Source organism: Scandinavium manionii (assembly GCF_024764775.1).
GTDB classification, from domain to species: Bacteria; Pseudomonadota; Gammaproteobacteria; order Enterobacterales; family Enterobacteriaceae; genus Scandinavium; species Scandinavium manionii.
This window is the reverse complement of record NZ_JALIGC010000032.1, coordinates 40,394-56,689: the sequence shown is the minus strand read 5'-3', so window position 1 is coordinate 56,689 and position 16,296 is coordinate 40,394. Positions and strand designations below refer to the sequence as shown.

14 protein-coding genes are annotated in these 16,296 nt (G+C 54.7%); 4 read left to right on the top strand and 10 right to left on the bottom strand.

The features are described 5' to 3' along the window. Positions 1-9 precede the first annotated feature (9 nt). The 4 genes from MUU51_RS03350 to blr all read right to left on the bottom strand — a co-directional run bounded on the left by MUU51_RS03350 (position 10) and on the right by blr (position 2,622). The gene (locus MUU51_RS03350) at positions 10-453 is read right to left on the bottom strand and encodes a DUF2569 domain-containing protein (protein WP_258967105.1); all 444 of its coding nucleotides are present in this window, start codon (positions 451-453) and stop codon (positions 10-12) included. A 75-nt stretch (positions 454-528) separates the two neighbouring features. Continuing rightward, on the bottom strand, positions 529-744 hold the full coding sequence (ydgT, locus tag MUU51_RS03345; protein WP_159767915.1) for a transcription modulator YdgT: 216 nt from the start codon (positions 742-744) through the stop codon (positions 529-531). A gap of 226 nt (positions 745-970) precedes the next feature. Continuing rightward, positions 971-2,371 carry a GH1 family beta-glucosidase gene (locus MUU51_RS03340; RefSeq protein WP_159767918.1) on the bottom strand — a complete coding sequence of 467 codons (1,401 nt, stop codon included), beginning with the start codon at positions 2,369-2,371 and terminating at the stop codon, positions 971-973. 110 nt (positions 2,372-2,481) lie between these two features. Continuing rightward, entirely contained in the window at positions 2,482-2,622 is a 141-nt protein-coding gene (blr, locus tag MUU51_RS03335; RefSeq protein WP_110508386.1) for a division septum protein Blr, read from the bottom strand. A 212-nt stretch (positions 2,623-2,834) separates the two neighbouring features. On the opposite strand from blr, the gene MUU51_RS03330 reads away from it, so the two are divergent. After that, positions 2,835-3,875: an oxidoreductase gene (locus tag MUU51_RS03330; RefSeq protein ID WP_258967104.1), complete on the top strand. Its 1,041-nt coding sequence runs from the start codon at positions 2,835-2,837 to the stop codon at positions 3,873-3,875. 91 nt (positions 3,876-3,966) lie between these two features. On the opposite strand, the gene add is transcribed toward MUU51_RS03330, so the two are convergent. The 3 genes from add to malX all read right to left on the bottom strand — a co-directional run bounded on the left by add (position 3,967) and on the right by malX (position 7,903). Next, complete coding sequence (add, locus tag MUU51_RS03325) at positions 3,967-4,968, bottom strand: adenosine deaminase (protein WP_258967103.1); 1,002 nt, start codon at positions 4,966-4,968, stop codon at positions 3,967-3,969. A 98-nt stretch (positions 4,969-5,066) separates the two neighbouring features. Continuing rightward, on the bottom strand, positions 5,067-6,239 hold the full coding sequence (locus MUU51_RS03320; RefSeq protein ID WP_258967102.1) for a MalY/PatB family protein: 1,173 nt from the start codon (positions 6,237-6,239) through the stop codon (positions 5,067-5,069). 71 nt (positions 6,240-6,310) lie between these two features. Continuing rightward, complete coding sequence (gene malX / locus MUU51_RS03315; RefSeq protein ID WP_159767930.1) at positions 6,311-7,903, bottom strand: maltose/glucose-specific PTS transporter subunit IIBC; 1,593 nt, start codon at positions 7,901-7,903, stop codon at positions 6,311-6,313. A gap of 173 nt (positions 7,904-8,076) precedes the next feature. Between malX and MUU51_RS03310 the strand changes: the two genes are divergently transcribed. Further along, complete coding sequence (locus MUU51_RS03310; protein WP_159767933.1) at positions 8,077-9,102, top strand: Mal regulon transcriptional regulator MalI; 1,026 nt, start codon at positions 8,077-8,079, stop codon at positions 9,100-9,102. Positions 9,103-9,131: 29 nt separating this feature from the next. On the opposite strand, the gene MUU51_RS03305 is transcribed toward MUU51_RS03310, so the two are convergent. Then, positions 9,132-10,703, bottom strand: a complete 1,572-nt coding sequence (locus MUU51_RS03305; RefSeq protein ID WP_258967101.1) for a YdgA family protein — start codon at positions 10,701-10,703, stop codon at positions 9,132-9,134. 96 nt (positions 10,704-10,799) lie between these two features. Continuing rightward, positions 10,800-11,978 (bottom strand): mannose-6-phosphate isomerase, encoded by a 1,179-nt coding sequence (manA, locus tag MUU51_RS03300; protein ID WP_159767939.1) that lies wholly within the window; start codon positions 11,976-11,978, stop codon positions 10,800-10,802. Positions 11,979-12,178: 200 nt separating this feature from the next. Here manA and fumA point away from each other — a divergent pair, with 200 nt between their 5' ends. Further along, positions 12,179-13,825 carry a class I fumarate hydratase FumA gene (fumA, locus tag MUU51_RS03295; protein ID WP_258967100.1) on the top strand — a complete coding sequence of 549 codons (1,647 nt, stop codon included), beginning with the start codon at positions 12,179-12,181 and terminating at the stop codon, positions 13,823-13,825. A gap of 136 nt (positions 13,826-13,961) precedes the next feature. Next, positions 13,962-15,365 (top strand): class II fumarate hydratase, encoded by a 1,404-nt coding sequence (gene fumC, locus MUU51_RS03290; RefSeq protein ID WP_159767945.1) that lies wholly within the window; start codon positions 13,962-13,964, stop codon positions 15,363-15,365. Here the strand turns inward: fumC and tus are convergent. Beyond that, entirely contained in the window at positions 15,355-16,287 is a 933-nt protein-coding gene (gene tus, locus MUU51_RS03285) for a DNA replication terminus site-binding protein (RefSeq protein WP_159767948.1), read from the bottom strand. The genes fumC and tus overlap by 11 nt on opposite strands. Positions 16,288-16,296 lie beyond the last annotated feature (9 nt).

Genomic DNA, 16,296 nt, shown 5'->3' with positions numbered 1-16,296 from the left:
GTAGGGTTATTACGGCTTGATGAAGGTCCGCTTCACGCGCTCTGAACGCTTGAAATACGGAACCAGCAGCGCGGTGGCCAGTAACGGGAACAGCAGCTGGCGTAATGCGAGGGCATCAGACACCGGCGCGAAGGCAAAGGCTTTCACCGCCAGCAGCACTGAAATCAGCAGCCAGATAATATAATGCTTAGGCACCAGCTTCCGGCGTTTAAAGAATGCCGCGGTTAGCCACAGGGTGTAACACCACATGCCGATTGCAAAAACCAAAGACAGTAGCCACAGACTTAAATTGGTCGTTGTTAAAGCGGCCAGATTCGAACGTGCGGCAGGCGACAATAGCACGCCGGCGTACAACAGGACCGCCAGCGAAGCGCTGAGTAAGGCCACAATGAGCCATGCCAGCGGGGCGAGTAGCCAGCCACCAATACGTTCTTCCGTCGGTTCAGCGGACATTACTTCTCCAGAATCAGCGTCAATCAAAAATGCAGGGCGAGAAGTATAAGCAACTGACGCGTGAGAAAACAGTCTTTATTGCACGTAGCGCCAGACGGTCTTTGGCACCTGGCCTACATCGTACAGACGCCCGCCTGAAACCAGTTCTGCACGACGATGATCGGCCGCGCGATACATATTCACGATTTCCTGGGTATCCGTCAGCGAGTAATTAAGATGGTCAAAAAGTTTTTCCAGACTCTCAAGAGAACTGATCTTTCGGAATTTTAATAAATAATCCTGAACGGTCATATTAGCGATCTTCCATTTTATAATGTTGTATTTATTAGGTAAAAATAACCTGGTGAGGGCAATCTTCGCCAGTCAGGGTAAGGGAATCAGGCGATAAGATTTGCATGGATTATTTAGGCTAAAAATATCAAAAACAAGCACAGAACGTCATTCTGTTGCTGTTAAATTTAAATTAAGAGTTTTCTAAGCTAAATACCAGGCACCGGACGGCGCCTGGTGAGGAAGATTAACGCTGTTCACCGCGAGTGGCAATCACGTTTTGATACCAGAAGAAGCTCTTTTTACGCTTACGGGCCAGGTTTTGCTGATGATCAACATAAACAAAACCGTACTGTTTTTTGTAGCCATTCAGCCAGCTCAATAAATCGATAAATGACCACGGATAATATCCGCGAACATCAGCGCCCAGCGCCATGGCTTTTTCCATTGCGTCGATATGCATGCGCAAATAGTCGATTCGCGGCTCGTCGACAATTTCCCCGTCAATAATCGGGTCTTTTGCCCCGAGGCCATTTTCGGTGATGTACATCGGAATATCGCCATAGCGTTCTTTGATCATCATGATGCCGTCAGTTAACCCCTGTGGCCAGATTTCCCAGTCCCAGTCGGTATAAACGCCATCCGGATTGCGGACGAATTTAAACAAGTCTTTAAAGCCGAATTCCGCGCCGCTGTTCGGTTCACCGTTGTGATTGCTGGCGGTTTTGGTTTCACCCGGGTTGGCGACTACGGTTTCACGGCGATAATAGTTCAGGCCGATAAAGTCGCAGATGTTGTTGCGCAGCAGTTCGTCATCGCCTGGCTCAAAGCGGGGCACGTCCCACAGCGCCTGGGTTTGCGCTAGCAACGTTTCCGGGTAATGGCCTTTCAATACCGGGTCGTACAGCCAGTGGGTATGAATGGCATCGGCAATTTCTGTGGCAATACGGTCTTCCGGGCTGTTGGTCAGCGCGGTGTGCGGTTGCAGCACGTTCACAAAACCGATCTCGCCCTGAACGTTCATTTCGCGGAAGGCTTTCACCGCCAGCGCATGAGCGATAAAGACCTGGTGGCAGGCCTGAACGGCTCTCGCCGGGTCACGCACGGAAGGCGGATGGCTGCCAGTAATGTAGCCATGGCCGATAAATACGATGGTTTCGTTGAAGGTCGCCCACAGCTTAACGCGGTCGCCGTAGCGCGAATAACACAGGCGCGCGTACTCTTCGAAGGCATGTGCCGTCGAGCGTACTTCCCAGCCGCCTTCATCCTGCAAGGCCTGCGGCAGATCCCAGTGGTAAAGGGTAATCATTGGCACGATGTTGTGCGCCAGCAGGGTGTCTATCAAATCACTGTAAAACTTGACCCCGGCTTCGTTGACGGTACCGCGCCCGTTTGGAAGCAGGCGAGGCCAGGAGATGGAAAATCGGTAGCTTTGCAGGCCCATTTCGGCCATCAGCGCCACGTCTTCCTGCATGCGGTGGTAGTGATCTACGGCGACGTCGCCATTGGTGTCCTGCCAGGTCGTACCGGGAAGATGAGAGAATACGTCCCAGATGGAAAGTCCTTTGCCATCTTCGTTATGCGCGCCTTCAACCTGATACGCGGCGGTTGCAGCGCCCCAGAGAAAGTCTTTCGGAAATACAGCCATTACACGCTCCTTATCGATGAGATAAGTCCAGTGTAAGGAGTGAGGATATGGGTCTGCAACCGGTTTCAGAAACCGGTTACATAGTTGCGACCGAGGTCACTTTCTGGCGTTTACTTATGCGGCTGTGCCGCAACAGGCTGCTCTGGTGGCTGGTAATTATCAATATGATGCGCTGCAATGAGCAGCAAAACGCACACCCCAAGCACAATCCAGCCCACCAGCTCGACGATGCGATTAAATACCATAGTCATAACAATCAATGTCCAAAATTATCCAGGGGCGAAATATTACCAGGAACACGGCTTTCGGGCCAGGGCGTTGCGGAACAATCTTGCGGATTTTTTCACCAGCAGCTGAAAGTTACAGCGCTCGTACTGGCGGAAGGGCGATTATGTTAATAATGGGTTGTGAGCAACCTGCATATGTTGTGAAATGACGGACATTCACAGATGAGGGCGATAACATGAGTGACACTATTCGGGTCGGATTAATAGGCTATGGCTACGCGAGTAAAACCTTCCACGCGCCGCTGATCAGCGGTACGCCGGGCATGGAACTGGCGGCTGTTTCCAGTAGTGATGAAGCGAAGGTGAAAGTGGACTGGCCGGGCGTGAAAGTCGTCTCTGAACCAAAGCATCTCTTCAACGATCCCAGCATCGATTTGATTGTTATTCCTACGCCTAACGATACTCATTTCCCGCTGGCTAAAGCCGCGCTGGAAGCGGGAAAACACGTGGTAGTGGACAAACCGTTTACCGTGACGTTGTCACAAGCGCGTGAGCTGGATGCGTTAGCCCGCAGCCTGGGCCGACTGCTTTCCGTATTCCACAACCGCCGCTGGGACAGCGATTTTCTGACCGTGAAGGCATTAATTGCCGACGGTACCCTCGGGGAAGTGACTTTCTTTGAATCGCATTTTGACCGCTATCGTCCGGAAGTGCGTAACCGCTGGCGTGAACAGGGCGGTCCGGGCAGCGGCATCTGGTACGATCTGGCTCCGCATCTGCTCGACCAGGTGGTAAATCTGTTCGGCCTGCCGGTCAGCCTGACGGTCGATCTGGCGCAGTTACGTCCTGGCGCGCAGTCCACGGATTATTTTCATGCCGTTCTGACCTATCCACAGCGTCGTGTGGTTCTGCACGGCACGTTGCTGGCGGCGGCGGAGTCTGCACGTTATATCGTGCACGGCACCCGCGCAAGCTATGTGAAGTATGGTCTGGACCCGCAGGAAGAACGCCTGAAAAATGGTGAACGTCTGCCGCAAGAGGATTGGGGATACGACATGCGCGATGGCGTTGTCACGCGTGTGGACGGTGATGAGCGTACAGAAGAAACGTGGCTGACGGTGCCGGGCAACTATCCGGCGTACTACGCGGGTATCCGCGATGCGCTGAACGGCAGCGGTGAGAACCCGGTTCCGGCCAGCCAGGCGATTCAGATTATGGAATTGATTGAGCTGGGGATTGAATCAGCGAAACATCGTTCGACGCTCAGTTTGACTTGATAGTGATTCCAGTGCCCGGCGGCGCTGCGCTTGCGCGGGTCTACAAGTGTGAAATGTAGGCCTGACAAGTAGCGCGCCGCCGGGCGTTTTTTTAAGCTGCTTTTACTTTCTGAATTAACGCCTGTTTCTCCTGCGCAGACAGGAACGCAATTTCCAGGCCGTTAATCTGCGCCTGACGAATCTGCGCAGCTGTTAGGCCAGCCGCCGGGGCCGCGATTTCATACTCGTGAATAATATCGATTCCCTGAACTGCCGGGTCGTCGGTGTTCAGCGATGCCAGCACGCCATGTTCCAGGAAAATCTTCAGAGGATGACGCTCAAGCGACGGCACGGTGCTGGTCTGAATGTTGGAGGTCAGACAGGATTCAATGCCAATGCGCTGCTCTGCGAGGAAATCCATCAGGGCGCGATCTTCTACTGCCTTCACACCGTGGCCGATACGCTCCGCGCCCAGCTCACGAATTGCCTGCCAGATGCTTTCCGGACCAGCCGCTTCGCCCGCATGGACGGTGATACGCCAGCCCGCGTCACGTGCGCGATTGAAATGATTGAGGAACAGGCTGCCAGGGAAACCCAGTTCATCACCAGCCAAATCCAGCGCGGTGATACTGTCGCGATGGGCGAGCAGGGCATTGAGCTCCTGTTCGCAGGCAGTTTCACCAAAGGTACGACTCATGATGCCAATCAGGTTCGCCTGCACCGGGAAGTCACGACAGCCCTGTTTTACCCCAGCGATCACCGCTTCTACCACGCCAGCCACCGGCAGGTTGTGCGCCATCGCCATATAGCCCGGGGAAAAACGCAGCTCAACGTAGTGCAGGCCGTTTTGTGCAGCATCTTCAATGTTTTCGTAGGCAACGCGACGACAGGCGTCGAGATCCGCCAGCACTTTCACGCCCCAGTCGAGTTTACTCAGGAAGCTGACAAGATCAGGCTCAAGGCTGGTGACCTGCACGTGCGGGCGCAGAGCGTCAAGAGTGGAAGCAGGAAGCGCAATATTATGCTGGCGACCAAGTTCAAGGATGGTTTGTGCGCGAATGTTGCCGTCAAGGTGGCGGTGAATGTCTGTCAGGGGCAGGTCTTTATGAATCATGGTCGCACTCTTTTTTTAGTTAAAGTGCGACGTATTATAGAGTCAAAGTGGATGGAAAAGCCATGTTGCGCAACGAAAATCTCCGTTGCGCAACATATTTAGCGGACGGCGTGAAGGGCGTTGATCAAACCCTGAATGCCACGCTCAAGTTTACTGCGCGGGCAGCCTGCATTCAGACGGACAAAGCCGTTGCCTTCTTCACCATAGGTATAACCCGGCATGATGGCCACTTTTTGCTGCTCAATCAGTACTTTTTGCAGCAGTTTGTCGTCAATGTGCAGCGGGCGTAAATCAATCCACGCCAGATAGGTGGATTCCGGGGGGTGCCAGTTCAGTTCTGGGAACGCGGCGTTCAGCTCGCTGGCGATAAAGTGCATATTGCCCTGCAAATAATCGCGCAGCGCATCCAGCCACGGAGCACCTTGCTGATAGGCCGCAATGTGCGCGACCACCGCGGGAATCGAGGGGGAAGAGAGTCCATCGCGGCCTTTCAGCGCACTGAGGTAATCGTTGCGTGAGATCTCATTGCCAATCAGGCCATACGCGCCGGTGAGCGCCGGAATGTTGAAACTCTTGGAGCCAGACGTGAACAGCGCCCAGTCACTTTGCGCGACATCGCACCACGGAATATGCCGATGTCCGTTCCACGTCATATCCATATGGATTTCATCACTGATCACTTTCACATCGTGCTTCTGACACAGTGCGGCGATGGTGGTCAATTCTTCATGGGTCCACACTTTCCCGGTCGGGTTATGCGGGCTGCACAGCAGCAGCACTTTGTTGCGCGGTTCGGCGAGCACGCTTTCCAGCAGGGCCATATCGCAACCCCAGCCTTCACTCGTCTGGTGCAGTGGTACGGCGGCGATAGTGCGCTGATTGCCTTCAATCGCTTTGTAAAACGCGTCATAAGCGGGGGTTTGCACCACGATGCCATCGCCCACGTCAGACCATTGGCGGATCATCTGGGAAACCATGTAGATAACCGAAGGGCCGTACACCAGGTGTTCCGTGTTAATCGCGCTGTCAAAACGGGTCTGGAACCAGTGCTGAATGGCGGCGAGAAACTCGTCATTTTTCCAGCGGCTGTAGCCGAGGACGCCGTGGCTCAGACGCTGGCTGATAGCCTCAAGCACGCAAGGTGCGGTTGGGAAATCCATATCCGAGATAGTGAAAGGCAGTAAATCGGCAACGCCGAAGCGGTCTGCGACGTAATCCCACTGGGTGCACCAGGTACCGTGACGGTCGACGACCGTTGAGAAATCAAACATCGGAAACTCCATTTCGGTCAAAACGGGTGAGGAAACATTGTCCCCCTTCAGGGCGAAGGGGGAAAGGGGATTTACGCTTCGACGCTGTGCATCAGTGTCGCCATTTCATCTTTCACCGACTGCACCTGCGGGCCAATCACGACCTGCAGACTGTGCTGGTTCAGCTGTACCACGCCGATGGCACGGTTCGCTTTTAAAGCTTCAACGTCGACTTTGGTCATGTCGTCAACCGACAAACGCAGACGGGTTAGACAGTTATCCAGGTTAGTGATGTTATCCGCGCCGCCAAGTGCCGCCAGAATAGCCGGAACGTTGTAGCCTGATTTACCGATAGTACCGGCCATGGCTTTTTCCACGCTGGATGCGGTTTCGGTATCGCGACCTGGCGTTTTCAGGTTAAAGCGGGTGATAGCGAAGCGGAAGATGGTGTAGTAGGCAACGAACCAGATGATTGCCACCACCGGCACCAGATACCACTTGGTCGCCAGACCGTGCAGGATCCCAAACACCACGAAGTCGATGATGTTGCCGTCGGTATTCCCGATGGTCACACCCAGGACCGCCATCACGGTGAAGCCAAGGCCGGTCAACAGTGCGTGAATGACATACAGTACCGGAGCCACGAACAGGAACAGGAATTCCAGCGGTTCAGTGGTGCCGCCCACAACGCAGGCAACTACGCCGGAGATCAGCAGGCCTTTAATTTTATGACGGTTTTCCGGACGTGCGCAGTGGTACATCGCCAGTGCAGCACCCGGCAGGCCGCCGAGGAAGGCTGGCATTTTGCCCTGAGACAGGAAGCGGGTTGCGCTTTCGGAGAAGCCTTGCGTGGTCGGGCAGCTCAGCTGCGCCTGGAAGATGGTCAGGGCGCCGCTTACCGAGTGGCCGCAAACATCCATGGTGCCGCCTGCTTCAGAGAAGCGGATCAGGGCAACAAGAATGTGATGCAAGCCGAATGGCAGCAGCAGACGTTCACCGGTACCGAAGATCATCGGACCAAACTCACCGGCTTCGTTAATCACGTAGCCGAGGGCGTTGATGCCTTTTGCGAACACAGGCCAAATCAGCGGAATGACCAGACCGACCAGGCCGAGCACCACGGTGGTGATGATCGGCACAAAACGCGTGCCGCCGAAGAACGCCAGCGCATCCGGCAGGCGAATGGTATGGAAACGCTCGTGCAGCATCCAGACGATAACGCCGCAGATAACCGCGCCGAGAATACCGGTATCAATAGACTGAATACCAATCACGTTCTGGATGTTGTTTGCTTTCAGAATGGCGGCATCCGTTGTCGGCAGAATACCCTGCGCCGTCAGCCAGAAGTTAACCCCGAGGTTCATCACCGCGAAGCCAACAAAACCGGCAAAAGCGGCCACGCCTTTGTTATCACGCGCCAGTCCCAGTGGGATTGCGATACAGAACATCACAGGCAGGAAGCTGAAGGCAAACGAGCCGACTTTACCCATCCAGATGAAAACGGCCTGCAGAAACGGGGTGTCCAGCCACGGCAGTAATGTGGTGACATCATGGCTGCTCAGCGAGCTGCCGATCCCCATCATGATCCCGCAGAAAGAGAGTAGTGCCACTGGCAGCATGAAGGTTTTGCCCAATTGCTGGAAAAATTCCCAGAGGGTGATTTTTGGTGCTGCTTTCGCCGTCATATAACGACTCCTTGTGCTTAAAAATCTGTTGTAGTTGTAGAATGCAGCGAGAAGATAAAACGTTTTACCTAACTTTAGTGCGAGGTAAATCACATAATCAAACTATGATTAGGTTTATAAATATAACCCATTGATAAAACGTTTTATCGCTACGCAGGAGTGGCAAGCGGCGCATGGCCATTGCAAAAAAAGTCACCATTAACGATGTCGCGCATGCTGCGGGTGTATCGGTCGCCACCGTTTCTCTGGTGTTAAGTGGCAAAGGGCGTATTTCTACCGCTACGGGTGAGCGCGTCAGTCAGGCGATTGAACATCTCGGATTTGTACGTAACCGTCAGGCGGCATCGCTGCGCGGTGGTCAAACGGGGGTCATCGGACTGATTGTCGGCGATCTCAGTTCACCCTTTTACGCAGAGCTGGCCGCCGGGCTTATCGAAGCCCTTGAATCACAGGGAAAAATGGTGTTTCTCACTCAGGGTGGGAAGCAGGGCGAACATATGCTTCAGCGCTTCGCGACCCTGGTGTCGCAAGGTGTGGACGGCGTGGTGATCGCCGGTTCGGTGGACCAGGGCATGGAGTTGCGTGATAAAGCCGATGAAAGCGGGGTACCGCTGGTCTTTGCCTCCAGGGCAAGCTATCTCGATGACGTGGATTTAATCCGGCCTGACAACATGCAGGCGGCGCAAATGATAACCGAACATCTTATCCGACGTGGACACCAGCGCATCGCCTGGCTCGGGGGGCTGAGCGCGTCGTTGACCCGTGCGGAGCGCGTCGGGGGATATTGCGCCACGCTGCTGAAATTTGGATTACCGTTCCACAGCGAATGGGTCGTTGAGTGCGAAACCAGCCAGAAACAGGCGTCACAGGCGCTGACACAGCTCCTTAGGCATAATCCAACCATCACCGCAGTGGTGTGTTACAACAACGTGGTAGCGATGGGCGCGTGGCTGGGGTTGATGCGTGCAGGCTGGCAGAGTGGCGAGCATGCGGTCGATTACTACGATAAACGGGTTGCGTTAGCGGCGTTTGCTGATGTACCGGAAAAAGATCTCGATGATGCCCCGATGAGTTGGGTGATAACCCCGGCCCGGGAAATGGGAAAAAGCGTGGCGGAAAGAATGCTACAGCGAATCGAAGACAGAAAGAGTACGGCACGTAATCAGATTATGCCGCCGCGGCTGGTCAAACAGCAATAAAACCGGCAGCAGGGCTGCCGGTTTTATTATCAGTTTGGCGCGATGGCCGGGGTTGCGTCTTCCGGTGCAGGTGCTGCTTGACCCTGTGGTTCAGGGGCTGGAGCGTCACTCTGCGGCGCTGGAATAGCCACATCCGGCACGCCGAACATCCCGACAAAATCAGCCAGTGGCATTTTCTGTCCGTTGAGGGAGACCTGACCGTTCGAATATTGCAGGCTGGACTGAATGTTGTTGTCCTGTTGGGTGGTGATGCGGAACATCTGACCCATCGCCGCCAGGCCTTTCACCTGCTGGCTTGCCAGCTTCTCGGCATCAGCCTGCTGATAACCTTCCAGACGCGCTACCTGAGTCATAAACTCGGTCGCCATATCCATTGGGATGACCAGTTTGCTGTCGAGCGATTTCACGCTGCGATCGACTTCTTGCGCCAGCGTCTGCGGAGCGATGGTCGCCTGGGACGGATCTTTCAGGAACAGTGACAGATTAAAGGTGGTTTCGCCTTTGCTGTTTTTCCAGCTCAGCGGTGCCACGGTAATCACTGGCTCGCCTTTCAGCAGCAGCGGCAGGGCGCCGAAGAACGCTTCGGTCACTTTTTGCTGATACACTTCCGGATTATCCATCACGCCAGGCTGCGCAAGCAGGGCCTGAACCTGACTGTTGTACTGCTGGCTGAACTGGTGCCACGCCTGACCGTCAATCTGACCGATTTTCAGCGCCAGTTTGCTGCTGCCCATGTCCTGGCCCTGAAGCTTCAGGCTGTTGAGCGCGTAGTCCAGCGTCGCATCGATGGTTTTACCGTCTTTTGACAGGTTGGATTTACCGTCGATGGTCATGCCATCGAGAAGCGCCAACTCTTTGCCTTCCACGGAAATCGCCATTTTATCCAGGGTCACTTTCTGATTGCCAATGCGTTCTGCGAAGCTGGTGAGCTTGCTGTCGCCGCTGGTTTTCAGGTTGTTGAAGGTGACCAGTACTTTCTGGTTGTATTCGTTAACCGCGTTAATCACGCCGCTTTCCATGTCGCCGTTCAGAGCGAAAGCGTTGCCATCACGGTCTGCATCAAGCTGGAATTCACCGCCGCTGAAAGCGACTTTCTCTTCGCCTTTTTCGTAATTTAACGGTTTAAGGCTGATGTCGGAGCGGGTGTCACCGGCATAGCTAATGCGGGTGCTGATATCAAACGGCGACTGGCCTTTCGCCAGTTCGAACAGCTGTTTGCTGGCCTCGTTGTTTACCAGCTTTGACTCAACGGTCGCCATCGCCGGGGCGAGGTTAAAGGTTTTTAGCGATGCCATTGGGAACGGGCCGTGCGAAACGTTTTCATCCAGTACGATGGTCTGACCAGGTTTCAGCCAGCTGCTTTTCGCGCCGTCTACTGGTTTAACCACCATCTGAAGATGGCTGCTGAACACGCCGCGCTGGTAGTTTTGATAGGCCAGCTGAATACCGGCTTCCGGCGCGGTGCTTGCGAGCTGCGTATTGGCCTGCGCAACCATATCGGCCAGACGACCTTCCAGCTGTTTACCCGTGTACCAGGATCCCCCGGTCCACACCACTCCTAAAGCCACAATAATTCCAACTGCAACCAGCGATTTTTTCATAGCGTTTGTCCATAAAATAAAAACAGGCGGAATCGTCCGCCTGTGATGTCGTTAGGCTGCCTCAAGCTTAGCAAGAGTTGCCCCGATCTTCAGTATTTACTTGAGCTTATTAAAAACCCGCGCGATACGGCCGACGCCGCTCAGATTAACCGGCGAATCGTTGGCGCAGACAAAAGCGGACTCACCAGGCTTCAGCACCAGCTGCTGTTCACCTTTACGCAATACCGCTTCACCTTCAACACAAAACAGGATTGCAGCGCTCTGCTGAGCAACGTCGGCACCCGCCGTGCTCAGGTCGTGCAACGAGAAAGCAAAATCGTCGACCGGGATCGGGAAATCAAGCTCAGAGCCGTTTTTAGCCGGCTGCGTCAGCAGTTCGGCCGCCGGTTTCGGCGTGAATTTCACGTTCGCCACCAGTTCCGGGATGTCGATGTATTTCGGCGTCAGACCCGCACGAAGTACGTTATCGGAGTTCGCCATCACTTCCAGCGCCACACCCTGCAAGTAAGCATGTGGGGTTTCTGCAAACAGGAACATCGCGTCGCCTGGATTGAGCTTCACCACGTTCAGCAGCAGCGGCGAGAACAGACCGCTGTCGTCCGGGTAGAACTGAGCGATAAAGCGAATGGTCTCCCACGGCTCGCCCTGCTGGCTGTTGAGTGCGGCTTTGAGTACGGCCAGCGCACGGGATTTTTCCTCGCCCTGCATATTCAGCAGGCTGGCGAACAGCTGGCTCAAACGCTCGGCACTCGGCTCTTGCAGGAAATGGGCGATGGAGGTGTGCGCCCCAGAAACCGGCTGCAGCAGAGAGACAATGTCAGAAAACTCGCGGAATGCGTTCATCGCCAGGAACGGGGTGAGGGCGAATACCAGTTCCGGTTTGTGGTTCGGATCTTTGTAGTTACGTTCGGCTGCGTCCAGCGGAATACCCGCGGCGTTCTCTTTGGCAAAGCCTTCTTCGGACGCTTTCTTATTCGGGTGAACCTGAATCGAGAGCGGGTTATCGGCGCACAGTACTTTAAACAAGAACGGCAGTTCACCGAAACGGTCGGCAACGTTTTTGCCCAGCAGTGCGGCTTTATCGGCGTCGATAACGTCACGCAGACTGCGGACCTGGCCGCTGGCATCGGTTATCTTCGAGCTGCTCTTCGGATGCGCACCCATCCAGAGTTCTGCCATTGGCAGGTTGTCCGGGTTGGCGATACCGTAGAGTTCCGTTAACGCAGTTTTACTACCCCAGGCATAGTTCTGCACTGAGTTGATGAGTTTTTGCATTATCAAGCCCTGTATTCATAAGGAAATTATCTGTTCGTATTAAACCAATAAACCGCACAGAAGTAACCTTCTCAGGGAAAAAGTCGTACTAGTCTCAGTTTTTGTTAAAAAGTTGTGTAGGATATGCGGACTCGCTTTTCCCAGGGTCTATGGAAAACTGACCCGTGAATTAATCAGCCAACGTCGTAAGTGAGAGTACAATGTCGAACAAACCCTTTATCTATCAGGATCCTTTTCCTCTGAAAAAGGATGACACCGAATATTATCTCCTCAGTAAAGACCACGTCTCTGTTACCGAATTTGAAGGCCAGGAAATCCTTAAAGTCGACCCGCAGGCGCTCACGCTGCTGGCCAAACACGCCTTCCATGATGCCTCATTTATGCTGCGCCCGGCGCATCAGCAGCAGGTCGCCGATATTCTGAATGACCCGGAAGCCAGCGAAAACGATAAATACGTCGCGCTACAGTTCCTGCGCAACTCTGATATCGCGGCGAAGGGTATTCTGCCGACCTGTCAGGACACCGGCACGGCGATCATCGTCGGTAAAAAAGGCCAGCGCGTCTGGACCGGCGGTGGCGATGACGCGGCACTGGCCCGCGGTGTGTATGACACCTACATCGAAGACAACCTGCGCTATTCACAAAACGCGCCGCTGGACATGTATAAAGAGGTCAACACCGGCACCAACCTGCCTGCGCAGATTGACCTCTACAGCGTCGACGGCGAAGAGTATAAGTTCCTGTGCATCGCCAAGGGCGGCGGTTCCGCCAACAAAACCTACCTCTATCAGGAAACCAAAGCGCTGATCACCCCGGCGAAGCTGAAAGGTTATCTGGTCGAGAAAATGCGTACGCTCGGCACCGCAGCATGCCCGCCGTATCACATCGCGTTTGTGATTGGCGGTACGTCTGCAGAAGCGACGCTGAAAACGGTTAAACTTGCGTCGACTAAATACTACGACGGCTTGCCGACCGAAGGTAACGAGCACGGCCAGGCGTTCCGTGACATTCAGCTTGAGCAGGAATTACTGCTTGAAGCGCAAAACCTCGGCCTCGGTGCGCAGTTCGGCGGTAAATACTTCGCCCATGACATTCGCGTGGTGCGCCTGCCGCGTCACGGTGCGTCGTGTCCGGTGGGAATGGGCGTGTCCTGTTCTGCAGACCGCAACATCAAAGCGAAAATCAACCGCGAAGGTGTGTGGATTGAGAAGCTTGAACACAATCCAGGCAAGTATATTCCTGAGGAATTGCGCAACGCCGGAGAAGGTGAAGCGGTAAAAATCGACCTCAACCGTCCGATGAAAGAGATCCTCGCCCAGCTTTCTGACTTCCCGGTTTCCACCCGTCTGTCGCTGAACGGCACCATTATTGTGGCCCGTGACATCGCCCATGCAAAACTCAAAGAGCGCATGGACAACGGCGAAGGTCTGCCGCAGTACGTGAAAGATCACCCGATTTACTACGCAGGCCCGGCCAAAACGCCGGAAGGGTATGCCTCGGGCTCTCTCGGCCCAACCACCGCCGGACGTATGGATTCCTACGTCGACCAGTTACAGGCGGAAGGCGGCAGCATGATCATGCTCGCCAAAGGCAACCGTAGCCAGCAGGTGACCGACGCGTGTCACAAACACGGTGGGTTCTACCTCGGAAGCATCGGTGGCCCGGCAGCCGTACTGGCGCAGGGCAGTATCATGAGCCTTGAGTGCGTCGAATACCCGGAACTGGGGATGGAAGCCATCTGGAAAATCGAAGTTGAAGATTTCCCGGCGTTTATCCTGGTAGACGATAAAGGTAATGATTTCTTCCAGCAGATTCAGTCGTCGCAGTGTGACCGCTGCGTGAAGTGATAACAGGCCGCTCCTCGGGGCGGCTTTTTTTGGTTGATTGCGATAAAACAAAAGTTAAAAAAGCATCAATACTTAACGTTCTGGAAGGCATGCGAGCTTCGTCGAAACCCTTCACTTTGATTTCAAGGAGAAAGTCATGACAACGTTACGCCGCGAGAGCGACTCCATGGGCGCGATTGAGGTTCCGGCAGACAAGCTGTGGGGCGCGCAAACCCAGCGCTCGCTGGAACATTTCCGCATATCCACTGAAAAAATGCCGGTCTCGCTGATTGCTGCGCTTGCGCTGACCAAACGCGCGGCCGCCAAGGTCAATCAGGATTTGCAGCTGCTTCCGGCTGATAAAGCCAATGCTATCGTCAGCGCCGCCGACGAAGTGCTGGCGGGCAAACACGCAGACGAATTTCCCCTCGCCATCTGGCAAACTGGCTCTGGTACGCAGAGCAACATGAATATGAACGAAGTGCTGGCCAACCGCGCCAGTGAGCTGCTCGGCGGCGTGCGTGGCATGGAGCGTAAGGTTCACCCTAATGACGATGTGAACAAAAGCCAGAGTTCGAACGACGTATTCCCGACCGCCATGCACGTTGCGGCGGTGATCGCGCTTCGCGAAAACCTTATCCCGCAGTTACAGGTGCTGAAAAAGACGCTGAGCGGCAAATCCCACGCCTTCGCCGATATCGTCAAAATTGGCCGCACCCATTTGCAGGATGCCACGCCGCTGACGCTCGGGCAGGAGATTTCAGGCTGGGTGGCGATGCTGGAACACAATCTAAAACATATCGATTTAACGCTGCCACACTTAAGCGAGCTGGCGCTGGGTGGCACGGCGGTTGGCACCGGCCTGAACACCCATCCGGAATACGCCAGGCGCGTAGCGGATGAACTGGCGGCAATCACCAGACAGGCGTTTATCACCGCGCCGAACAAATTCGAAGCGTTAGGAACCTGCGATGCGCTGGTTCACGCCCACGGCGCACTGAAAGGGCTGGCGGCATCGCTGATGAAAATCGCCAACGATGTGCGCTGGCTGGCATCCGGCCCGCGTTGTGGTATTGGTGAGCTATCGATCCCTGAAAACGAACCTGGTAGTTCGATAATGCCCGGCAAAGTGAACCCGACGCAGTGCGAAGCGATGACCATGCTGTGTTGTCAGGTGATGGGCAATGATGTGGCGGTGAATATGGGGGGCGCATCGGGCAATTTCGAGCTGAATGTGTATCGCCCGATGGTGATTCATAATTTCCTGCAATCGGTGCGCCTGCTGGCGGATGGAATGGAAAGTTTCAACGAGCATTGTGCGGTGGGGATCGAGCCAAACCGCGCACGTATCGATCAGCTGCTGAATGAATCGCTAATGCTGGTCACTGCGCTCAATACCCATATTGGCTACGACAAAGCGGCAGAAATTGCCAAAAAAGCCCATAAAGACGGGCTGACGCTGAAGGCCTCGGCATTGAAACTCGGCTATCTGACCGACGCTGAGTTTGACGAGTGGGTACGTCCGCAAGCGATGGTCGGCAGCATGAAAATCAGTCGCTAGCCAGATACAGGTGCAGTCGTGGGATGATCAGTTCCAGCGACTGCGCGTCAGGCTTATAGCGATACTGTACGTTATCTTCATCGTAATTCAGCAACTCTCCAATCTCCGGTACGCTAACGCCTTGGGTGCCGGATATCAACGCGATCATCGGTCCTGGACAGGCGTACTGCACCTGTTTTTGCTTTCCTGCATACCACACGCGCGCAATCGGCTGGACTTTTACCGGACGCTTAATCTTCAGTTTTGCCTTCTGCGGCAGCGCCGCGATGTCCTGATACTCACGCTCCAGTTTGGCCTGCCACTGTTCACGAGTGAAAGGCGGCACGGAACGCGGCGAGCGCAGGCTGTTTTCCAGCTGTTTTAGCACTTCGTCACGGGTCAGATTCTTGATGATGTGTTTATTGGCCCATCCAAAGCGGATGGTGGCCGGGTCGCGCAACAGCGTCAGGGAACGGTAGGCTTTGAGGGTAATCAACCCGGGTAAATGGTGATGCACCCACTCAAAGCGGGCCGCGGAGGGCAAACCAGACTCGACGGTGACAATGGCCTCGAACGCCGCTTTTAGCGCGTTAATGCTGCTGATTTTGTTGTCCAGTACCTGCAACTGCTCCGGCTCCGGATGCAGACAAATCACCCCGGGCAAACGTACCGCCGCTTTACTGCTGCGGTTCTCCGACTGCTGCTGAATAAACAGGTGACTATAGTGGTTCAGCGCTTTCAGCCGCGCCGCATCGCCCAGATGCTGCGCGACCGAAATGGCAGAGAGCGGGTCGTGCTCATGCTCCTTGCTCACTTCCGGTAGTTCGAACACCCGCGCGGCAAGTAGCCGACAGTCCGCCAGCATTTGCTGCAGCTCGAGCAGTTCGTGCTCCATCTGGCGGAAAGTTGTGGTTAAACGCTCAATCAGGTCGTAATCGGCCATAACACCCAC

Coding starts and splice junctions, on each gene's coding strand:
- ydgT (WP_159767915.1), bottom strand. CDS start 744: ATGACCGTTCAGGATTATTTATTAAAATTCCGAAAGATCAGTTCTCTT.
- malX (WP_159767930.1), bottom strand. CDS start 7,903: ATGACGGCGAAAGCAGCACCAAAAATCACCCTCTGGGAATTTTTCCAG.
- add (WP_258967103.1), bottom strand. CDS start 4,968: ATGATTCATAAAGACCTGCCCCTGACAGACATTCACCGCCACCTTGAC.
- MUU51_RS03330 (WP_258967104.1), top strand. CDS start 2,835: ATGAGTGACACTATTCGGGTCGGATTAATAGGCTATGGCTACGCGAGT.
- blr (WP_110508386.1), bottom strand. CDS start 2,622: ATGACTATGGTATTTAATCGCATCGTCGAGCTGGTGGGCTGGATTGTG.
- MUU51_RS03350 (WP_258967105.1), bottom strand. CDS start 453: ATGTCCGCTGAACCGACGGAAGAACGTATTGGTGGCTGGCTACTCGCC.
- MUU51_RS03305 (WP_258967101.1), bottom strand. CDS start 10,703: ATGAAAAAATCGCTGGTTGCAGTTGGAATTATTGTGGCTTTAGGAGTG.
- MUU51_RS03310 (WP_159767933.1), top strand. CDS start 8,077: ATGGCCATTGCAAAAAAAGTCACCATTAACGATGTCGCGCATGCTGCG.
- fumA (WP_258967100.1), top strand. CDS start 12,179: ATGTCGAACAAACCCTTTATCTATCAGGATCCTTTTCCTCTGAAAAAG.
- MUU51_RS03320 (WP_258967102.1), bottom strand. CDS start 6,239: ATGTTTGATTTCTCAACGGTCGTCGACCGTCACGGTACCTGGTGCACC.
- fumC (WP_159767945.1), top strand. CDS start 13,962: ATGACAACGTTACGCCGCGAGAGCGACTCCATGGGCGCGATTGAGGTT.
- tus (WP_159767948.1), bottom strand. CDS start 16,287: ATGGCCGATTACGACCTGATTGAGCGTTTAACCACAACTTTCCGCCAG.
- manA (WP_159767939.1), bottom strand. CDS start 11,978: ATGCAAAAACTCATCAACTCAGTGCAGAACTATGCCTGGGGTAGTAAA.
- MUU51_RS03340 (WP_159767918.1), bottom strand. CDS start 2,371: ATGGCTGTATTTCCGAAAGACTTTCTCTGGGGCGCTGCAACCGCCGCG.